Source organism: Photorhabdus bodei (assembly GCF_003287735.1).
Taxonomy (GTDB): Bacteria; Pseudomonadota; Gammaproteobacteria; order Enterobacterales; family Enterobacteriaceae; genus Photorhabdus; species Photorhabdus kayaii.
The window spans coordinates 232,450-252,230 of sequence record NZ_NSCM01000002.1; the positions used below are offsets into that span (position 1 = coordinate 232,450).

Genomic DNA, 19,781 nt, shown 5'->3' on the forward strand with positions numbered 1-19,781 from the left:
TACGAGTTTAAATATGTTGTTAGTTGATTCGCATTGTCATCTCGATTGTCTCGATTATGAAAACCTACATAAAAATGTAGATGATGTTGTTGCGAAAGCGGCAGATCGGGAAGTTAAATTTATGCTGGCAGTAGCGACGACGCTACCCGGTTTCCAGCAAATGAAAACCCTAATTGGTGAACGGGAAAATATCGTATTTTCCTGTGGTATTCATCCACTTAACTTGGATGAAGGTTATAATTTTGATGAGTTAGCGCGTTTAGCTGCTGGGAATGAAGTTGTTGCACTAGGTGAAACTGGGCTGGATTACTATTATCAACAGGATAATGCTGAATTACAGCGAACTTCATTTCGTGAACATATCCGTATCGGACGCAAACTCAACAAGCCTGTTATCGTTCATACCCGTAGTGCCCGTGATGATACTTTGAGGGTATTACGTGAAGAACAGGCACGAGAATGTGGTGGTGTTTTGCACTGTTTTACCGAAGATAAAGATACGGCTAGAGAATTACTGGATTTAGGCTTCTATATTTCATTCTCTGGTATTGTTACTTTCCGTAATGCGGAGCAGATCCGTGAAGCAGCAAGATATGTACCATTGGATCGTATTCTAATTGAAACCGATTCTCCTTATCTTGCACCTGTGCCTCATCGTGGTAAAGAAAACCAGCCTGCTTATGTGCGTGATGTTGCGGAATATGTGGCTGTACTCAAGGGGGTGAATATTGAGGCATTGGCAGAAGTGACCACACAGAATTTTTGCGATTTATTTCATATTGATGTAGACAAAATTTGATTTATCAACTTGAATCTTTGGTTTGTAAGCGCTCATATATCTGTTGTTTTTTATAAAAGGAAAATGTGATGGCAGAAGAAACTATTTTCAGTAAAATTATTCGCCGTGAAATACCTTCTGATATTGTTTATCAGGACGATCTGGTCACTGCGTTCCGCGATATTTCTCCACAGGCCCCGACTCATATTTTGATTATTCCAAATGACCTGATCCCAACAGTGAACGATGTTAAACCGGAGCATGAAGCAGCATTAGGTCGAATGATGACGGTTGCGGCAAAAATTGCTGAACAAGAAGGCATTGCTGAAGATGGATATCGTTTGATTATGAACTGTAATCGCCATGCGGGGCAGGAGGTTTATCATATTCATATGCATTTGGTTGGTGGTCGCCATTTAGGGCCATTGTTGATGAAGTCGATGTGAAGTACTGAAATTCATGGGCATAGGCAGATATTCGGGGGGATGTTTATTTTAAGCTGGCCCCTGAATATTTCGATTTTTTAAATAAATGCTGCAAATTTATCATTGGAGTTGAACTGATAATTTGTTGCTGGTGTCACAGCAAAAACTTATCTGTTTTTTAAAACTCTGTAATTGGAATAGGTTGATGAAAAGAATTCTTTTTGTAGCACTATCGGTTATGTTTTTGGCGGGATGTCCATCCTTGCCACCGGAGCGGCCTGAACCTCCGACGCCGGTTGTACCAGTGACCCCATCGGAAAAACCGACACCACCATCTGAAAAGGTACCAGAGCCTCCTAAAATGAGCGCGGTTGACTGGGAAAGTACAGTGCAACCATTAGTAGAGCAACTCGTTAAGGCTCATGGGTTGGAAAACGCGAAGTTACTATTAGTTGATACAGTGAAAAATAATACTAACGGCGCATTACAAACCATGCAAGCAACCGATACTTTGCGTCAGGCTCTCAGTAGCGAGCATGTTTTTGAATTAATACCACAAAATCAGGTGCAAAATGCCCGTCAATCTCTGGGCTTATCTGAAGAAGATAGTTTGGGATTGCGTAGTAAAGCGATTGGTCTGGCGCGTTATTTGAATGCGGATTATGTTCTCTATTCCATAGTTTCAGGTAACAGTGATAAGCGTGATATCGTCATGCAACTGATGCTGGTAAAGACGGGCGAGATTCTTTGGTCAGGGCACGGTGACGTTAAATAATCATAATTGTTTATTGCAGGCATTGCGCAAACAATGGCCGCATACCGCGGTAAACGATTGGAAGATAAGACCGTTAAGTGGGCTGACGAATGAGAGTTATTATGCCACCAATGGTGAATATCATATTGTCGGCCGCAGGCAGGGGCAGCAGGGGAAACAGCTTGGCGTTAATCGTCAGCGTGAAAGCGCCATTTTGCGCCATCTCAGCCAGGTAAAAATTGCTCCGCAAGTCATAGCAATGGTTCCTCACTGGCTATTGTTGGAGTGGTTGCCTGGTCATATTATTGGGCAAAATGAGTTTTCTCAGCCTGATTTTTTGCAAAAACTGGCGGCATTATTGGCTATTTTGCATCACCAGCCTCTGTTTGGTTACCGGCTTCAACTGAGGAATCAGCTAGAAAGCCATTGGTTGCAAATTGATAAAGCGCGTCTTACTCCCTGTTGGTTGCGGCTGCATAAACGTTTTATGTCGTCTCCGATGCCTTCAATACTAAAATTATCACCCGCTCATATGGATGTACATTACGGTAATTTGCTTAATACCTCTCAAGGGCTGAAACTCATTGATTGGGAATATGCAACTGATACTGATATTGGATTTGCGTTAGCGGCACTGTTTCGCACTAATCATTGGGATGAGTCGCAGCAGCAGGATTTTTTGAATTACTATTGTAGCCAGTCATCAGGATATTCAAACCGGACACTATTAGAACGCCAAATTAAACGTTGGCTACCTTGGGTTGATTACATGATTTTAATGTGGTTTGAAGTGCGCTGGAAACAGAGTGGTGATCCACACTTTTTAGAACTAGCACAACCGTTGCGTCTCTCTTTTGGTCTAACGTTTTAAGCTGCATTGATTGCAGTAATATGAATATATACCCAATGGATTTCAAGATGGATCGCGACGGCAAGGGAGAGAATCCCCGGGAGCATAGATAACTATGTGACCGGGGTGAACGAGCGCAGCCAACAAAGAGGCAACTTGAAAGATAACGGGTATAAGCGAGGAATGTCATGGGTCCGGTTATGTTAGATGTTGTTGGTTATGAATTGGATAATGAAGAAAAGGAAATTTTGCAACATCCATTAGTGGGCGGATTAATTCTGTTTACCCGCAATTTTTATGATGTTGAGCAATTACGAGAATTAGTCCGTCAGATTCGTGAGGCTTCTCGTCATCGTCTTGTGATTGCTGTTGATCAAGAAGGCGGCAGAGTTCAGCGTTTCCGAGAAGGTTTCACTTGTTTACCGGCGGCTCAATCTTTTGCTGGATTGAGTGACAATCTCAATGGCACTCAATTGGCGGAAGAGGCGGGCTGGTTGATGGCGTCTGAAATGATTGCTATGGATATCGATATCAGCTTTGCACCGGTATTGGATTTAGGTCACCAGTGTGTGGCTATTGGTGAACGTTCATTCCATGAAGATCCTGAACAGGCCAAGATGATGGCGGAGCACTTTATTAAAGGTATGCATTCTGCCGGAATGAAATCGACGGGTAAACATTTTCCGGGGCATGGTGCTGTCGATGCTGATTCTCATAAAGAAACTCCCTGTGATGATCGCCCGTTAGAAGCGATTTGTCATCATGACATGTCTATTTTCCGTGATTTTATCCAGCGTAATTTATTGGATGCGATTATGCCGGCTCATGTGATCTATTCTCAGGTAGATGAACATCCCGCCAGCGGGTCGTCATATTGGTTAAAATCAGTGCTGCGTCAGCAATTGGGTTTTAATGGCGTGGTATTTTCCGATGATCTCTCTATGGAAGGGGCGGCAATGATGGGAAGTTATGTTGAGCGCGGACAGACTGCTCTCAATGCAGGTTGTGACATAATTTTGATATGTAATAACCGTGATGGAGCAGTTAGCGTGCTTGATAATCTGCCTTTGACCAAAGTGGAGAAATTATCAGAATTGTATCATCGAGGTGGTCAATACAGTCTGAATGAGTTAAAGAATTCAAAACGTTGGCAACAGGCTAATAAAGCACTAACGGTTTTACATGAGCAATGGCAGGGTTGTATGCGGTAATTTGTAAAGTCGTATCTTATGTTTGTTCTATTACTAAATAAATGACTTTTAATGTTAATTGTGCGGGAAAATATCCCGCTTTTTGTATACATAGCATGGTCACATTCCTAAAATTTCATTGATATCAGGTTCTTTAAGGCATCTTTTTTGAAGCATATTTTATTTCCTATGTAAATAAGAAAATGAAATAAATAAGAGCTGAATCCAACCAACTGAAAATAAATTGACAAATTTTGTGATTGATGTTTATTTATTCAAAAGAATTTGATGTTGTTCAATTTTGGTATGACCCACTAACCAGTCATGATATTCTGTAATTATCACATCAGTTATTTGTATAAAACTAAATGTTATTTAAAGGTATTATTTTACTGTCCTTAAATAACATTTGGTTTACATTTTAGTGGAGTAGTCATGACAACACCAAAGAAGAGAATTGTTATCATTGGTGGAGGTGCCGGTGGTTTGGAACTGGCAACCAGTCTGGGGCATAAGTTGGGTCGTAAGAAGAAAGCAGAAATTGTGCTGGTGGATCGTAACCAAAGCCATTTATGGAAGCCGTTATTACATGAAGTGGCAACAGGCTCCCTTGACGATGGGGTTGATGCGTTGAGTTATCTGGCTCATGCCCGTAACCACTATTTCAGTTACCAATTAGGGACGTTAACTGATATTCACCGTGATAGCAAAAAAATTACTTTGACTGAGATCAGGGATGAATATAACGAAGTATTGGTTCCTGAACGTGAATTGAGCTATGACATTCTAGTTATGGCCTTGGGAAGTACATCCAATGATTTTAATACACAAGGTGTGAAAGAGCACTGTATCTTCCTGGATAACCCACAACAGGCTCACCGTTTCCATAATGAAATGTTGAATCTGTTTCTTAAATATTCTGCAAACTGTGGTCAGCAAGATAAGGTTAATATTGCTATCGTTGGCGGTGGTGCGACAGGTGTTGAGTTATCAGCGGAATTGCACAATGCGGTAAAACAGCTTAACAGTTATGGTTTTGAAGGGCTGAGTTCAGAAGCATTGAACGTGACACTAGTCGAAGCAGGGGAGCGAATTTTGCCTGCATTGCCGGCACGTATTTCTGCTGCGGCACATCAAGAACTCACAAAACTTGGCGTTCATGTATTAACCAAAACTATGGTGACCAGCGCTGATGAACGTGGGTTGAATACTAAAGAAGGTGAGCTGATTAAAGCTGATCTCATGGTATGGGCTGCTGGTATCAAAGCACCTGATTTTATGAAAGATATTGCCGGTCTTGAAACCAACCGAATTAATCAGCTAGTGGTAAAGCCAACGCTGCAAACGACACTTGATGATCATATTTTTGCCATTGGTGATTGTGCATCATGCTCGAAGAAGGAAGGTGGTTTTGTTCCACCAAGGGCACAGGCGGCTCATCAAATGGCTAGCCGCTGTTACAGTAATATTATTGCCTTGTTGCATGATAAACCGTTAAAAGAGTATACCTACAAAGATTATGGCTCATTGGTATCATTGTCTAAATTTAGTACGGTGGGTAGTTTGATGGGCAATTTGATGCGTGGTTCAATGATGATCGAAGGGCGTATAGCTCGTGCTGTCTATATCTCTTTATATCGTATGCATCAGGTGGCTTTACATGGTTATATTAAAACTGGCTTGATGATGCTTGTTGGCGGCATTAACCGTGTTATCCGTCCACGATTAAAACTGCATTAATTATACCCGTTATCTTTCAAGTTGCCTCTTTGTTGGCTGCACTCGCTCACCCCGGTCACATAGTTACCTATGCTCCCGGGGATTCACTCCCTTGCCGTCGCGATGCATCTTGAAATCCATAGGGTATATTTAATTGATATAAGGCCACCCGTAGAATAACGGGTGGCCCTGATAAAGCATTACGACTTTAATCTTAAATCATTTACTTTAATTAAGAAAACAGACGATCAACTAATTTGAAAGCATTTGCGACATTTGGTCTCGTGCCGATTCCTTGTGGTTCTCCTATTATAAAACCGCTACTTCTAACCAGTGTTGCTATTTGAGTGCAATTAAGATATTTATGATATTTTAATTTTATATAGGACTGAATAAGCGCTAATGCACCTGCGACTAAAGGTGTCGCACTGGATGTTCCATTATAACTACGAGTATAATTTCTATTATTTCCTGGTAGGTACTGTAAGTTTGTATACCCAGTAGTTGTGACGTTCTCACCCCAGGAATTTAAACTGGTGTGAAGATTATGATTGGAAAAGCCTAACCTGTGTCCATTAATTGATGTACAGGCACCAATCATAATACCGCCAGGATCGCCATAATTAGGGAAAGTGAAGTCATAGGCTAAATTAATACCGCTATTACCAGAAGCGAAAATAATTATTGCCCCTGCATCAGCACAACTTTTTATTCTTTGCCAATTAGATTTGAGATAGGTAAAAGGATAATATCTATTATTGGCTACAGTTTGAATATTTAAACTAATAATATCTCCTGGTAAAAAGCTATATATTATTCTATCAAAGTCATCGACGTCATAAAAACGGAATTGACATTCGTGAGCAATACCCGTCACACCGAATGTATTATCTTTTGCAGCAATACAGCCGGTGGCGGCTGTGCCGTGATTACAATCTTGTGTTTCTGGGCGGCTGTTGATAACCGTAATATTACCAACTAAATCTTCATGGTTTCTATAAACGCCAAAATCAAGATGGTGTACAGTGACACCTTTGCCTTTATAACCTTCATCCCAGGCTTTTCTGATATTCATACCGCTGTGTTCGTCTAAATATCCTTGTAGATGTGAAAAATCAGGTGTAACGATATGAGTAGTATCAAATTCAGGAATTATCGTTTCCTCTTCGGATAGAAGCAAAGGCGGTGGCGGCAGCTCTTTCAAAATTGGCGTAAGAGAGCAAAATTCGACATAATCCAGTTTCTCCAGTTCATTGGCTAACTTGACTAAATCAGCATGATTAATATCAGCATCTATCTTGTAAAGATGAATTAATTTACTGAATTCTGGTGTTTTCCAGGTTTTCTTATCTAAATCTTCTTGATTAAAAGCAGGTTTTATCTCTATTGAATGTTGAGATGAATTAAAAGCAGGTAATAAATTATCTTTTTCTATTTCAAATTTTTTTAATCCATCAGGGGAAAACATAATCTCAAGGTTATATTTCAAATTCTTATTTGGGATATCATTATTTCCTTTTAAAGAAACAGTATTTCCTTTGGAAGGTATCTGTTTCGATGGTATATGGTTAATGTTGATATTATCAGTTTTGTCTTTATTTATCTCATCGATTTTTTTATCGATATCAAACAGAAAGTCTGATTCTTTTATTTCTATATTTTCTGGTGTAAGCGCAGCAATTGTTTTACCATCTTTTTTAATGGTGGTTTCTATTGTATAATTTGCGGGTTTAAGTGAAGTCAAACAGATGAGTTGGTTATCTTCACTATAACGTTCATATATCTCTTTTGTGTTTGAATTGGTTACGGTGTATTTTATTTCTGTATCGTTACTAATTTCACCGTGACATTTAAGATATAAATTACCGTCAAATTTTGCAGATTGAAAATACTCAAGGGATATGGACATTTTCATTCTCCTCTTTAGTTAATTTCCTCCTCAGTATAACTATAGTTGAGTATTTTAAATTATTATTATTTCTTAGTCCATTGTTCTGTTAGAGAGTAACTGGATTATCTATACTAATTATTACTGAGTGTGATTTTAAAATTAATTTATAATTTCTTTGGTGAGGAAGTTATTTTTCTTAAAATAAAAAGTAGGTTTTTGTTAAGATGGCTAAGTCTGAATGACCTCATTAATAGTGTAGGATAGATTTACATAATAAGTGAAATTTTTCATAAGAGTAGAACATTTGACTCCCAATAAAGTACAGTGAGAGTCAAATAATCTTTCCAATTTTTCGTTTATATAAGAATACTATGATCTTAACGCCTGATTATTAAATACCGGATTAGATTGAATATGGATTCTCTGTAAATGCCGTTCTGATTTGGAAGTAAATCCTTCACGTCCATGTAGCAGAGAGAAATTATCCACAATCACCAGATCACCTTTTTTCCATGCATGAGCATATAAATGGCGCTTATCATATAATATATTGATAAAATCTTGTTGAAATTCTGCTACTTGATCAGGGCTGATATTATGATATTCAATAGCATGTTTATTTAGGAATTTTTCTCCATCTACTGCCGGTTCGTTATATCTGATAACGAATCCGTTTCTGTCCGGATGTTCTTCCACTAAAGGAGAGTGAACTTCCCCACCATAATGAGTGACTTTATTAATGCGGTAAGTAATCGATATATTCTTCCACTGTTCTAATTGCTGTTGAGTAGCATTAGCAACAACACGACGAGTATTGACAAAGGTTGTCCTGCCCCCTTGGTCGCTTTCAGGTGCGTGGGCGCAATGGAACATAATAAACTCGGGAATTGTTGGTTTATACATGCCATCCCAGTGCAACGGCATATAGCTGTTATCAAAAACGTGATCGGTAGCATCTTGATATTCACGAACATCTAAAATAGCACCAAACGGCCACATCATTATTTCTCCCCAATTACGGGCATATTCTTCATATTTTTCGTGATCAGATAAATCAGATTTAAAACCACGTAATATAAGCAGATGGTGTTTTCTAGCCAGTTCTTTCAGTTGTTCCACTGATAACGTATCAATATGTTGATCGGAAGATTGAGGCGTAATTTTTAAACCAAAAGGGGTTATTTCTTCTGTCTGAAAGCTATTTAATTCTGTCATCGCTATTTTCCTTCAAATTACATAGTGACTGGGTTTTCCATGAATATTTACTAATTTTCCGCCCATCATCTGAACTTCTTTGTGTTTCATAAGTATAAATTGCCCATTTACATTGGCTGCGACACCATGCCAAGGGGTTAACCAATCATCCCGGGTTGGCATCATATGAATACCAAATTTAATACTGTCTGCTGGCTGAGGATGAATAGACAGACGTATGGCTTTTGGAAAATGAGTATCTAATAAACTTCCCCACGCCCAACTTCGTTGAATAACACCGATGGCTCTTTGTTTGGCATCTTTTTGTAGGGCATTGTTTGATCCGGTATAGCCGGGTAATAAGCTGTCTTCATATAAGAAGCGGGTGACCGCACGATATAATTGTAATCCATCACTATTTTGCAATAGTTCATCTTTGATAGATTCTTCTGAACGGGCATAATGTTTGACTAACAGATGTCTCTGTAAATTGAAATCATCACTATGTTCGCAAAGTTCCTTATCGTCATTAAGGTTGAATGTACTTAAATTGATAGCACCGACTTCATGAAGTAATTGCTTAATATCTTCATGATATTGGCTGATAACTGTATCACTGACGTGAATCAGATCACCGAAAACGTGCCCATCAGAGCAAATAATAATGCGGGCACCAGGCGGATAATAAAGCTGGATACGCTGGCAAAGAGAATTAAGAAAAATTAAAGATAGACGTTCTGCCATATCTGGAGCAGTACCAAGCACTTTATTTCTGTTTGGTGATTTTGTTGGGAATGCTGGTAAAATAAATTCTATAGGTTTTTTGTTCTTGATAAATTGTTCAATTCTGGGCAATTGTACAGTTTTAACAATCTCTTCTTCTTTAGCCGAATCCCTCCCTGAGTCAGTAAGGCGTCTGCGATATTGCAACAACTCACGCAGAATCTGCATAGAAATATTATTAGTGGAAACATTCCCGGAAGTAATATTATTAGCGGTGGTAATTTGCATAATTACGATTTCTCATATATTTGTTGCAAGTATATCTATTTTCAAAATAGATAAATAGCGGTTCAACTAATTGGTATAGGCGAAGTGTAAGATAATGCAATTAAAAGATAATATAATATTTAAGAATATCTAATAATTTATTTAATAATAAACAATATGTTTGAATATGATTTATATAATTAGTCAATATATTTGATTGATTGTTACATTAAGGCACCGTTTAATAGGGTTATTAAAACATTCGTTAACTGGTACGATCACTGCAATTAGGCACTAGTTAAAGTTAAATGAGCGATGTGAAATGAGATTGAGGTTAATTTTATATTGGTCATTTTTTTCTGAAATTGATTCTGAATAAGGTAAATAAGGCATTTTTTCTCTATTAATATATTGTTAATAATTATATGATGTGATTTTTGTATAAGTAAAAATTATGAATTTAATGGGGGAAGATATCATTGCAGTAAATTACTGCATGAGGTTGATCATAAAGACCATTATTATGACTATATCTAGTTATTATCTTTCGTAAATAAAATTGTCCTATAATCCAATCAAATTAGTAATCTTCATTTCATATTCATATCATATGAATGTTATCTTAGAATAAATATTGATGAATAAATCACAGCATAATTATTCAATAGTACAAATGAATATTGGTCTCGATTTTGGCGGGGTGACGTAGAAAAAAGCAGTTATGCAATGTGAGTTAAATTGCAGTACTTCCCCACAGACTGGTAATCAATCATAGGGGAAGTTAACAGTGGTTTAAGAATGGATTTGATGATGTTCAAACGTATCAAGTAATTGCTGAATAAATTCCAGACGTGTCATTCTTTCGTTCAGATCAGTGATGAATTTCAGTTTAGCGGGGCCGTCCAAGCGATAAATTTCAGGTTGTTTTTGTAACAGGCCGATAAGATAAGTTGGATCAACTTTATTTTCCTCACTAAACTCAATGAACCCTCCTTTTTCATGGGCTTCTATTCGTTTAATACCTAATTTCCGAGCTAACAGGCGAATGGCTGCTGATTGTAATAAGTGGCGCCCCGGATCAGGTAATGTGCCGAACCGGTCTATCAATTCAACCTTCAATTCTGCTAATTCTGATGCGTTTTTGGCGCTGGCAATACGTTTATAAAAAGACAAACGCATATTGACATCAGGAATATAATCATCAGGTAACAAAATAGGCATCCGCAATTCAACGTCAGTTTGACTATTGGTTAAGTCTTCAAGTGAAGGTTTTCGGCCTGCTTTTAATGCATCGATAGCGCTTTCTAACAGCTCCATGTAGAGAGTGAAGCCAATTGTTGTCATCTGACCACTTTGTTCTTCACCTAGGAGTTCGCCGGCTCCACGGATTTCAAGATCGTGAGTTGCCAGTGCAAAACCCGCACCTAAATCTTCAAGGGAGGCGATAGCTTCCAGACGTTTGTGTGCATCGGCTGTCATTGCTTTCGGATGTGGTGTCAGCAGGTAAGCATAAGCCTGATGGTGAGAACGTCCGACACGCCCCCGCAATTGATGTAGTTGGGCTAGGCCAAAATGGTCAGCACGTTCAATAATGATGGTATTGGCGCTTGGAATATCGATGCCTGTCTCAATAATGGTGGTACAAATCAGAACATTAAATCGTTGATGATGGAAATCGGTCATCACCCGTTCCAAATCCCGTTCACGCATCTGCCCATGACCAATGGCGATCCGTGCTTCTGGTACTAATTCTTCAAGACGCAGCTTCGCTTTCTCAATATTTTCAACATCATTATAGAGGTAGTAGACTTGACCACCGCGCAAAACTTCACGCAGTATGGCTTCTCGTACCACCAAACTGTCATACTCGCGCACGAAAGTTTTGACGGCCAGACGGCGAGCGGGGGGGGTCGAAATAATTGAGAGATCCCGCATACTACTCATTGCCATATTGAGCGTTCGTGGAATTGGGGTTGCGGTGAGGGTCAGAATATCGACATCGGCACGCATGGCTTTGATCCGCTCTTTGTGGCGAACACCAAACCGGTGCTCTTCATCGACAATTAGCAAACCAAGGTCTTTCCAACGCAAGTCGCTTTGTAGCAGTTTATGTGTGCCAATAATAATATCGACTTTACCTTCGGCTGCCATTTCAACGACTTGTTGCTGTTCCTTGGCGCTGCGGAAACGGGATATCATCTCAATACGTACAGGCCAATTAGCAAAACGGTCGCGGAAATTATCAAAATGTTGCTGAGCCAGCAGGGTTGTCGGAACCAGGACCGCCACCTGCTTGTCATTATGGACTGCCAGAAATGCGGAGCGCATTGCAACTTCGGTTTTGCCAAAGCCTACATCACCGCAAATTAAGCGATCCATAGCGACTGGCTGACACATATCATTCAGAACTGCGTTAATTGCCTGTTCCTGATCTGGAGTTGTTTCAAATGGAAAGCTTTGACAGAATAATTGGTATTGTTCCCAATCATGTTTAAACGCAAATCCTGGTTTTACGGCGCGGTGAGCATAAATGTCAAGCAACTCCGCAGCCACATCGCGTACTTTTTCGGCAGCTTTCTGGCGGGCTTTGTTCCATGCCTCTCCGCCCAATTTATGTAATGGGGCATTTTCATCAGCACCACCTGCGTAGCGACTGATCAAATGCAGGGAAGAGACCGGAACATAAAGTTTGTCGTTACCAGCATAGCTTAAGATCAGATATTCAGCTTTGATACCACCTGCTTCTAGCGTAGTTAGCCCTTGGTAACGGCCAACGCCATGTTCCAAATGGACCACTGGCTGGCTGGGGCGTAATTCTGCAAGGTTACGGATCAGGGTATCGGTGTTAATCGTGCGTCGGGTATCTTGACGGCGGCGAACAACACGTTCACCAAGCATGTCGCTTTCACAGATTAGAACCAGTTCATTCTTTGTATCGATAAAACCATGTTCAGCGGCACCAATCATCAAAAAGTGACCTGGCTGTTGTGCTTGATACAATTTGCTGATTTTAATGGGTTTAATCTTTATTCGTGACAATAATTCCTGTAACGTTTCTTTCCGTCCTTCACTCTCAACAGAGAAAATAACGCGGCCACTGAATTGTTCAAGGAAACGGCGAAGCTTATCCAGAGGTGCCTTATTTTGCGCAACAACGGAGAGATCGGGCAGCAGTTGATAATCAAGATTTACGTGACTCGCTTTTTTGCTCAATTCTTCTGCTTTAAGTTGAATGCGGGGCCAGTTTTTTAGCGCTGAGAATAAATTATCAACCGGAAGCCAAAGCTCTTCTGGGGGTAAGAGAGGGCGCATTGGGTCAATTTTACGGCTCTCAAAGCGTTGTTGAATGTCTTGCCAAAAACGTTCAGCGGAATGGTTTATCTCTTGACTGATAAGCAAGGTGTTGTCGGGTAGATAATCAAACAATGAAGGCAAGGGTTGGCTAAAAAACAACGGTTGCCAGTATTCTATCCCGGCCGGTAACGTACCTTTACTGACTTGCTGATAAATATGCTCATTGTCACGACGGACTTCAAAACGTTCCCGCCACTGGCTGCGAAACAGTTCAATAGTCTCTTTATCTGTTGGGAATTCATGAGCAGGCAGTAGGTTGATTTGTTTAACCTCAGTCAGCGTGCGTTGGCTGTCAACATCGAAAATGCGTAAGCTATCGATTTCATCATCGAAAAAATCAATACGATAGGGATGCTCACTTCCCATTGGGAAAATATCAAGTAGTGCGCCACGAGTAGCGAATTCGCCGTGTTCAAGAACTTGTTCGACACTACGATAGCCAGCTTGTTCTAATTCAGTACGGAGTTTATCTCGTGAGAGCCTCTGATCTTTATGCATAACTAGTGCATGCCCGTTAAGGTACTCATGAGGGCAAACCCGTTGCATTAAGGTATTTATCGGCAGGATTAAAACACCTTTGGTCATCGTCGGCAGACGGTAAAGTGTAGACAGACGGTTGGAAATGATTTCCTGATGAGGAGAGAAGCTGTCATAGGGCAGTGTTTCCCAATCGGAAAGGAGATCAACAGAGCAGTCGGTAAACTGATGGATTTCATCATGCAGACGTAAGGCGTTTTGCATATCCTTGGTTATCAGTACGACAGGGCCTGGATGGCGTTCGACAATTTCAGCACACTCTACAGCGCAAGCTGCGCCAGTAAGTTGGCCTAATTGACGGTTATCACCGCGACGTTCGGGAAGTTTATAACGATATTTTGAGGACATAGGCGTAAATGTGTTCTCTATGATTCAGTCCATTCCCAACAGGCTTTCGACACATAGTGGTCTTCGAGTAAACACGCTGGCTGGTTGAGAGAAAATAAAAAAACCACAGAATCTGGATGTTGGTGGTTCCATAAAATATAACTACCCTTTATTATCCCCGAACACTTTGCTTTGGCAACAGGGGCGTAACAGATTTCATGTTTCAATCTGTCTCATTATTTATAGGTTTGCGGTATATGCGTGGTCGGGCGGCTGATAAATTTGGTCGGTTTGTTTCTTGGCTGTCAGCAATTGGCATTACTCTCGGTGTTGCCGCATTAATTACAGTATTGTCCGTGATGAATGGTTTTGAGCGTTCATTGGAAACCAGTATTCTTGGTTTTATGCCACAGGCGGTTGTGACGTCGGTAAATGGCTCGCTAGACCCAAAAGCGCATCCTGCCAGTGAACTTGCGGATCTAAAGCAGGTTAACAGGATTACGCCATTGGTGATGGGTGATGTGGTATTGCAAAGCGCCCGGAATGTCGGTGTTGGTGTAATGTTGGGTATCGCTTTTGATGAATATGAACCGCTGACTGAATATTTAACCGGCGCTTATCGTCATCAACTTGCACCCGGTAGCTACAATGCTATTTTGGGCGAAAGAGTGGCCGGGGAGCTTGGAGTAAAACGCGGTGATCGCATTCGCCTGATGGTACCTGGTGCAAGTCAGTTGACACCAATGGGGCGTATTCCCAGTCAGCGTCTATTTACTGTTATTGGCACTTTTGCGTCTAATAGCGAAGTCGATGGCACACAGATTCTGGTTAATCAGCAAGATGCTGCTCGTCTGATGCGCTATCCGCCAGGTCACATTACTGGCTGGCGTCTCTATCTCTCAGAACCATTGGCTGTAGATAGTTTGAGCTTACAAACCCTACCAGAAGGGTTGTTATGGAAGGATTGGCGCGAACGTAAAGGTGAATTTTTCCAAGCGGTCAGGATGGAAAAAAATATGATGGGCTTATTGTTAAGCCTGATTATTGCCGTGGCTGCATTCAATATCATCACTTCGCTTGGTTTACTGGTAATGGAAAAACAGGGAGAAGTGGCGATTTTGCAGACACAGGGACTGGTACGTCGTCAGGTTATGGCGATTTTTATGATCCAGGGAGCGGGAGCCGGGATCATCGGCACTTTACTGGGAACTGGGCTTGGTGTTCTGCTTTCCAGTCAGCTTAATAACTTAATGCCACTTATTGGCTTATTGACCTCAGGTGTTGAGCTGCCTGTTGCCATTGAGCCGCTACAGGTTGCTACAATCGCAATTTCAGCGATGGCGATTGCCCTATTGTCTACGTTATATCCTTCCTGGCGTGCTGCTGCCATCCAACCTGCTGAGGCTTTGCGTTATGAATAATCAACCACTATTGTTGTGTAATAATCTGTGTAAAAAATACCAGGAAGGTCAAGTACTGACCGAAGTGCTGAAAAATGTCACTTTTGCTATCAATCAGAGTGAAATGATGGCGATTGTGGGAAGTTCCGGCTCAGGTAAGAGTACGCTTCTGCATTTGCTTGGTGGGTTGGATACACCGACTTCTGGTGAAGTCCTTTTTAAAGGGCACTCTTTGAATAAAATGTCCTCTGGAGCCAGAGCAGAACTGCGAAATCATGAATTGGGCTTTATTTATCAGTTTCACCATCTGTTGCCAGATTTTAATGCGATCGAGAATGTCGCTATGCCACTGTTGATCGGCGGTAAAAATCGCGGTCAGGCACGGAAGAAAGCATTCGAAATGCTGGCGGCTGTTGGTTTGGAGAAGCGCGCTCATCACCGTCCATCAGAATTGTCAGGGGGAGAACGCCAGCGTGTGGCAATTGCCAGAGCGTTGGTTAATGAACCTTCTTTAGTTTTAGCGGATGAACCTACCGGTAACCTCGATTTACGTAATGCAGATAGCATCTTTGCATTACTGGGTGAGCTTAACCGGCAGCAAGGCACGGCATTTCTGGTTGTCACCCATGATTTGAATCTCGCTGGCAGATTAAATCGTCAGGTGGAGATGCGTGATGGTTATTTACAGGATGAATTGACCGTGACGGGAGTGTTGTAATGGCGAATTTGCCTCTCTCTTTGGTCACTGCCTTGCGATTTAGTCGCGGGCGCCGCCGGGGCGGTATGGTCTCTCTGATTTCTGTGATTTCTACGCTAGGGATTATGCTTGGTGTCGCTGTTCTCATTATTGGTCTAAGTGCCATGAATGGTTTTGAACGAGAATTGAGAAACCGCATCCTTTCTGTTGTTCCTCATGGTGAAATTTATACGGTTCATCAGCCTTTTGAACAGTGGCAGCCTGCATTGGAACGGGTAAAAAACACTATCGGTGTGGTTGCTGCTTCACCTTATATTACTTTCACTGGATTGATGGAAAAAGGTGCCAGCTTGCATGCGGTTCAGGTGAAAGGGGTTGATTTAACCACTGAGGCTCAGGTCAGCTCATTACCACAATTTGTACAAGATAATGCTTGGCAAAATTTTCAGGCGGGTCATCAACAGGTCATTCTGGGGCAGGGAGTCGCTAATGCCTTGAAGGTTAAACAGGGTGACTGGCTGACTGTTATGATCCCGAACAATGATCCCGAAATGAAATTGTTGCAACCAAAACGGATTCGTTTACAAGTTAGCGGAATTTTTCGATTGAGTGGTTTGCTTGATCATAGTTTGGCTTTGGTCCCTTTGGCCGATGCTCAACAATATTTGGATTATGGGCAAGGGATCACTGGCATTGCGATCAAGGTTGATGATGTGTTTGCCGCTGATCAACGAGTAAGGCTTGCCGGGGAAGCATCACAGGAATATGTCTATATCAGCAGTTGGATAAGAAATTATGGCTATATGTATCATGATATTCAGATGGTACGTAGCATTATGTATCTGGCGATGATTCTGGTGATTGGCGTGGCGTGTTTTAATATCGTTTCTACCCTGATTATGGCGGTAAAAGATAAAAGCGGTGATATTGCTATCCTGCGAACCCTCGGCGCTAAGGATAGGCAAATTAGAGCGGTTTTTCTCTGGTATGGGTTACTGACGGGGATGACGGGCAGTATTGCCGGTGCTATAGCTGGCGTGTTGGCATCACTGAATCTGACGGCGCTTATTCATGGGCTGGAAAAGCTGATCGGGCATCAATTTCTTTCCGGTGATGTTTACTTCATTGATTTCCTGCCATCTGAGTTACATGGCATGGATGTTCTGTATGTTCTGGCGACGGCTCTGATTCTGAGTTTATTAGCCAGTTGGTATCCGGCGAGACGAGCAAGTAGACTTGATCCGGCACGAATTTTAAGTGGAAAATAATTAATCTATTATTGGCATGGGCTAATCAAAAACGTTATGGTATAAAAAATACAAACCTAAGCAATATTTAAGAAATCTTGAAGGAAATCAGTATGCGAGTTTGTCGTCGGCTTAGTCGGCTTGGTCGGCTTCGTAAGGTTAAGCGTTTGAGACAGCAGAGATTTCGTAGCCGGATTTTTTATAGGGATAATCGTTTGGCGATTAATATGAAAAAACCTTACATTGTGGTATTGACAGGAGCCGGTATTTCGGCCGAATCGGGTATTCGGACTTTCCGCTCCTCTGATGGGTTGTGGGAAGAACATCGGGTGGAAGATGTTGCTACACCTGAGGGATTTCAGAAGGATCCTGAATTGGTGCAGGCATTTTATAATGCCCGGCGTCATCAACTTCAGCAATCAGAAATAAAACCGAACGCAGCGCATTATGCTTTAGCCGCGCTGGAGCATGAGCTTGGCGATAATTTTTTGTTGATTACTCAGAATATCGATAATCTTCATGAGCGGGCAGGCAGCTATCGCACGGTGCATATGCATGGTGAGTTGTTCAAAATTCGTTGTTGCCAATCTGGGCAAGTGTTTGAGTGGACAGACGATTTGACGACAGATGAACGTTGCCATTGTTGTCAGTTCCCCTCGCCATTGCGTCCACATGTTGTTTGGTTTGGTGAAATGCCTTTGGAGATGGAACGGATCTATTCTGCACTGGCTCAGGCAGATATTTTTATCGCTATCGGCACCTCTGGTCATGTTTATCCTGCGGCTGGATTTGTACATGAAGCTAAACTGGCAGGGGCACACACGGTAGAGCTGAACCTGGAACCGAGTCAAGTAGAAAGTTTATTTGATGAAAAGCATTATGGACCAGCCAGTAAGATAGTAGATGAGTATGCTCGAAGGTTAATTGAGAGTATTAAAGAATTTAAAGCTGATTTAACGCAATAATTATTGTGTTTCTCTTCCTCATAATGGGTAGCTAAATCCCTGGGGGAAGAGAATAATGGACAGATTACTAGAACGTTTTTTTAAATACATATCTTTTGATACTCAGTCAAAGCCGTCAGCAAAGACGATTCCCAGTAGTCATGGGCAGCTCGAACTCGCCAAAGCGCTGAAACAGGAGTTGATCGAATTAGGTTTTTCTAATGTGGTACAGGATGCTCATGGCTGTGTTATGGCAACATTACCTGCCAATACATCTTGGCCTGTACCTGCTATCGGTTTTATTGCTCACCTTGATACTTCACCTGATTTTTCTGGGAAAAATATAAGTCCACAAATGTTGGAAAATTATCGAGGTGGTGAAATTGCTCTGGGTGCGGGTAATGAAGTGTTATCGCCGGTTATGTTTCCTATCTTGCATAATATGTTGGGGAAAACCTTGATTACCACCGATGGTAAAACGCTGCTTGGTGCCGATGATAAAGCGGGTATTGCAGAAATCATTACTGCAATGGTTCGTCTGAAAAATAGCAATATCTTACATGGTGATATTCGAATTGCGTTTACACCTGATGAGGAGATAGGTAAGGGAGCACGCTATTTTGATATTAATTCATTTGATGCTGAGTGGGCATACACCGTAGATGGTGGTGGTGTAGGTGAACTGGCATTTGAAAATTTCAATGCAGCGGTAGTAACCGTTAAGATTGTTGGTAATAATGTTCACTCTGGTAGTGCTAAAAATGTGATGATCAATGCTTTATCACTGGCGATCCATATCCATCAAGCATTGCCATCGGAAGAGACACCGGAACATACCGATGGATATGAAGGTTTCTATCATTTGCAACGTATTAAAGGCACGGTTGAGTGTGCTGAAATGCACTATATCATTCGTGATTTTGATCGGAATAACTTCGAAAAACGTAAAAAGAAGATGATTAAAATTGCTGAAAAAGCCGGTGAGGGGCTGCATCCGGGTTGTTATATCGAACTGACTATCGATGACAATTATTACAATATGCATGATGAAGTTATCAAATATCCGCATGTTATTGAGATTGCCAAACAAGCAATGCTGGATTGTAATATTGAACCCGTTATTAAACCGATTCGTGGTGGTACTAATGGCGCACAATTGTCGTTTCGTGGTTTACCTTGCCCGAATATATTCATGGGGGGGTATAATTATCATGGCAAACATGAATTTGTTTCGTTGGAAGGAATGGAGCAGGCTGTAAGTGTTGTCATACGTATTGCTGAATTAACCGCACTGTTGTCTAAAAAGTCGGAAATGAGTCAGGCGTTTTGCAGCACTAGTTAATTTGATCGGATATTAACGGCAAATCCGGGCACTACAAGTTCTTAACAAACTGTGCGGAATTCTCCTTCCTGAATGCTAATTGAGAGCGAAGCGAACTTAAGAAGCCCCCACTATAATCACTTGTGATTTAGTGGGGAGAGTT

Annotated in this window: 15 protein-coding genes; 11 read left to right on the forward strand and 4 right to left on the reverse strand. The window is 41.3% G+C overall.

Annotated features, from left to right (window positions below; all coding sequences use genetic code 11):
- Positions 1-13 precede the first annotated feature (13 nt).
- The 6 genes from CKY02_RS03000 to CKY02_RS03025 all read left to right on the forward strand — a co-directional run bounded on the left by CKY02_RS03000 (position 14) and on the right by CKY02_RS03025 (position 5,737).
- The gene (locus tag CKY02_RS03000; RefSeq protein ID WP_112894170.1) at positions 14-799 is read left to right on the forward strand and encodes a metal-dependent hydrolase; all 786 of its coding nucleotides are present in this window, start codon (positions 14-16) and stop codon (positions 797-799) included.
- Between the two features lie 68 nt (positions 800-867).
- A complete protein-coding gene (hinT, locus tag CKY02_RS03005; protein ID WP_112878486.1) occupies positions 868-1,224 on the forward strand; it encodes a purine nucleoside phosphoramidase in 357 nt (118 codons plus the stop codon).
- Between the two features lie 184 nt (positions 1,225-1,408).
- Positions 1,409-1,978: a penicillin-binding protein activator LpoB gene (gene lpoB, locus CKY02_RS03010; protein WP_112894171.1), complete on the forward strand. Its 570-nt coding sequence runs from the start codon at positions 1,409-1,411 to the stop codon at positions 1,976-1,978.
- Positions 1,965-2,828 carry a thiamine kinase gene (thiK, locus tag CKY02_RS03015; protein ID WP_112894172.1) on the forward strand — a complete coding sequence of 288 codons (864 nt, stop codon included), beginning with the start codon at positions 1,965-1,967 and terminating at the stop codon, positions 2,826-2,828. Before lpoB ends, thiK begins: the two co-directional genes overlap by 14 nt.
- A 167-nt stretch (positions 2,829-2,995) precedes the next feature.
- Positions 2,996-4,018 carry a beta-N-acetylhexosaminidase gene (nagZ, locus tag CKY02_RS03020; protein ID WP_112894173.1) on the forward strand — a complete coding sequence of 341 codons (1,023 nt, stop codon included), beginning with the start codon at positions 2,996-2,998 and terminating at the stop codon, positions 4,016-4,018.
- 414 nt (positions 4,019-4,432) lie between these two features.
- Complete coding sequence (locus CKY02_RS03025) at positions 4,433-5,737, forward strand: NAD(P)/FAD-dependent oxidoreductase (RefSeq protein ID WP_112878482.1); 1,305 nt, start codon at positions 4,433-4,435, stop codon at positions 5,735-5,737.
- Positions 5,738-5,948: 211 nt separating this feature from the next.
- Here the strand turns inward: CKY02_RS03025 and CKY02_RS03030 are convergent, their stop codons facing one another.
- The 4 genes from CKY02_RS03030 to mfd form a co-directional block, all read right to left on the reverse strand.
- Positions 5,949-7,625 carry a S8 family peptidase gene (locus CKY02_RS03030; RefSeq protein WP_112894174.1) on the reverse strand — a complete coding sequence of 559 codons (1,677 nt, stop codon included), beginning with the start codon at positions 7,623-7,625 and terminating at the stop codon, positions 5,949-5,951.
- Between the two features lie 351 nt (positions 7,626-7,976).
- The gene (locus tag CKY02_RS03035; RefSeq protein WP_112894175.1) at positions 7,977-8,822 is read right to left on the reverse strand and encodes a TauD/TfdA family dioxygenase; all 846 of its coding nucleotides are present in this window, start codon (positions 8,820-8,822) and stop codon (positions 7,977-7,979) included.
- A gap of 12 nt (positions 8,823-8,834) precedes the next feature.
- Positions 8,835-9,812 (reverse strand): L-tyrosine isonitrile synthase, encoded by a 978-nt coding sequence (gene pvcA, locus CKY02_RS03040; RefSeq protein ID WP_112894176.1) that lies wholly within the window; start codon positions 9,810-9,812, stop codon positions 8,835-8,837.
- A 771-nt stretch (positions 9,813-10,583) separates the two neighbouring features.
- Positions 10,584-14,030 carry a transcription-repair coupling factor gene (mfd, locus tag CKY02_RS03045; RefSeq protein ID WP_112894177.1) on the reverse strand — a complete coding sequence of 1,149 codons (3,447 nt, stop codon included), beginning with the start codon at positions 14,028-14,030 and terminating at the stop codon, positions 10,584-10,586.
- 197 nt (positions 14,031-14,227) lie between these two features.
- On the opposite strand from mfd, the gene lolC reads away from it, so the two are divergent.
- The 5 genes from lolC to pepT all read left to right on the forward strand — a co-directional run bounded on the left by lolC (position 14,228) and on the right by pepT (position 19,639).
- Positions 14,228-15,430 (forward strand): lipoprotein-releasing ABC transporter permease subunit LolC, encoded by a 1,203-nt coding sequence (gene lolC, locus CKY02_RS03050; protein WP_112894178.1) that lies wholly within the window; start codon positions 14,228-14,230, stop codon positions 15,428-15,430.
- Positions 15,423-16,127 (forward strand): lipoprotein-releasing ABC transporter ATP-binding protein LolD, encoded by a 705-nt coding sequence (lolD, locus tag CKY02_RS03055; protein WP_112894179.1) that lies wholly within the window; start codon positions 15,423-15,425, stop codon positions 16,125-16,127. Before lolC ends, lolD begins: the two co-directional genes overlap by 8 nt.
- On the forward strand, positions 16,127-17,374 hold the full coding sequence (gene lolE / locus CKY02_RS03060; RefSeq protein ID WP_112894180.1) for a lipoprotein-releasing ABC transporter permease subunit LolE: 1,248 nt from the start codon (positions 16,127-16,129) through the stop codon (positions 17,372-17,374). The genes lolD and lolE overlap by 1 nt, the downstream gene beginning before the upstream one ends.
- Before the next feature lie 92 nt (positions 17,375-17,466).
- A complete protein-coding gene (cobB, locus tag CKY02_RS03065) occupies positions 17,467-18,318 on the forward strand; it encodes a Sir2 family NAD+-dependent deacetylase (RefSeq protein WP_112894181.1) in 852 nt (283 codons plus the stop codon).
- A 55-nt stretch (positions 18,319-18,373) separates the two neighbouring features.
- A complete protein-coding gene (pepT, locus tag CKY02_RS03070) occupies positions 18,374-19,639 on the forward strand; it encodes a peptidase T (protein ID WP_112894182.1) in 1,266 nt (421 codons plus the stop codon).
- Positions 19,640-19,781 lie beyond the last annotated feature (142 nt).

Bases quoted from the DNA above. Each gene is read 5' to 3' on its own strand.
- CKY02_RS03000 (WP_112894170.1), top strand. From the start codon at position 14: ATGTTGTTAGTTGATTCGCATTGTCATCTCGATTGTCTCGATTATGAA.
- hinT (WP_112878486.1), top strand. From the start codon at position 868: ATGGCAGAAGAAACTATTTTCAGTAAAATTATTCGCCGTGAAATACCT.
- lpoB (WP_112894171.1), top strand. From the start codon at position 1,409: ATGAAAAGAATTCTTTTTGTAGCACTATCGGTTATGTTTTTGGCGGGA.
- nagZ (WP_112894173.1), top strand. From the start codon at position 2,996: ATGGGTCCGGTTATGTTAGATGTTGTTGGTTATGAATTGGATAATGAA.
- CKY02_RS03025 (WP_112878482.1), top strand. From the start codon at position 4,433: ATGACAACACCAAAGAAGAGAATTGTTATCATTGGTGGAGGTGCCGGT.
- CKY02_RS03030 (WP_112894174.1), bottom strand. From the start codon at position 7,625: ATGTCCATATCCCTTGAGTATTTTCAATCTGCAAAATTTGACGGTAAT.
- CKY02_RS03035 (WP_112894175.1), bottom strand. From the start codon at position 8,822: ATGACAGAATTAAATAGCTTTCAGACAGAAGAAATAACCCCTTTTGGT.
- pvcA (WP_112894176.1), bottom strand. From the start codon at position 9,812: ATGCAAATTACCACCGCTAATAATATTACTTCCGGGAATGTTTCCACT.
- mfd (WP_112894177.1), bottom strand. From the start codon at position 14,030: ATGTCCTCAAAATATCGTTATAAACTTCCCGAACGTCGCGGTGATAAC.
- lolC (WP_112894178.1), top strand. From the start codon at position 14,228: ATGTTTCAATCTGTCTCATTATTTATAGGTTTGCGGTATATGCGTGGT.
- lolD (WP_112894179.1), top strand. From the start codon at position 15,423: ATGAATAATCAACCACTATTGTTGTGTAATAATCTGTGTAAAAAATAC.
- lolE (WP_112894180.1), top strand. From the start codon at position 16,127: ATGGCGAATTTGCCTCTCTCTTTGGTCACTGCCTTGCGATTTAGTCGC.
- cobB (WP_112894181.1), top strand. From the start codon at position 17,467: ATGCGAGTTTGTCGTCGGCTTAGTCGGCTTGGTCGGCTTCGTAAGGTT.
- pepT (WP_112894182.1), top strand. From the start codon at position 18,374: ATGGACAGATTACTAGAACGTTTTTTTAAATACATATCTTTTGATACT.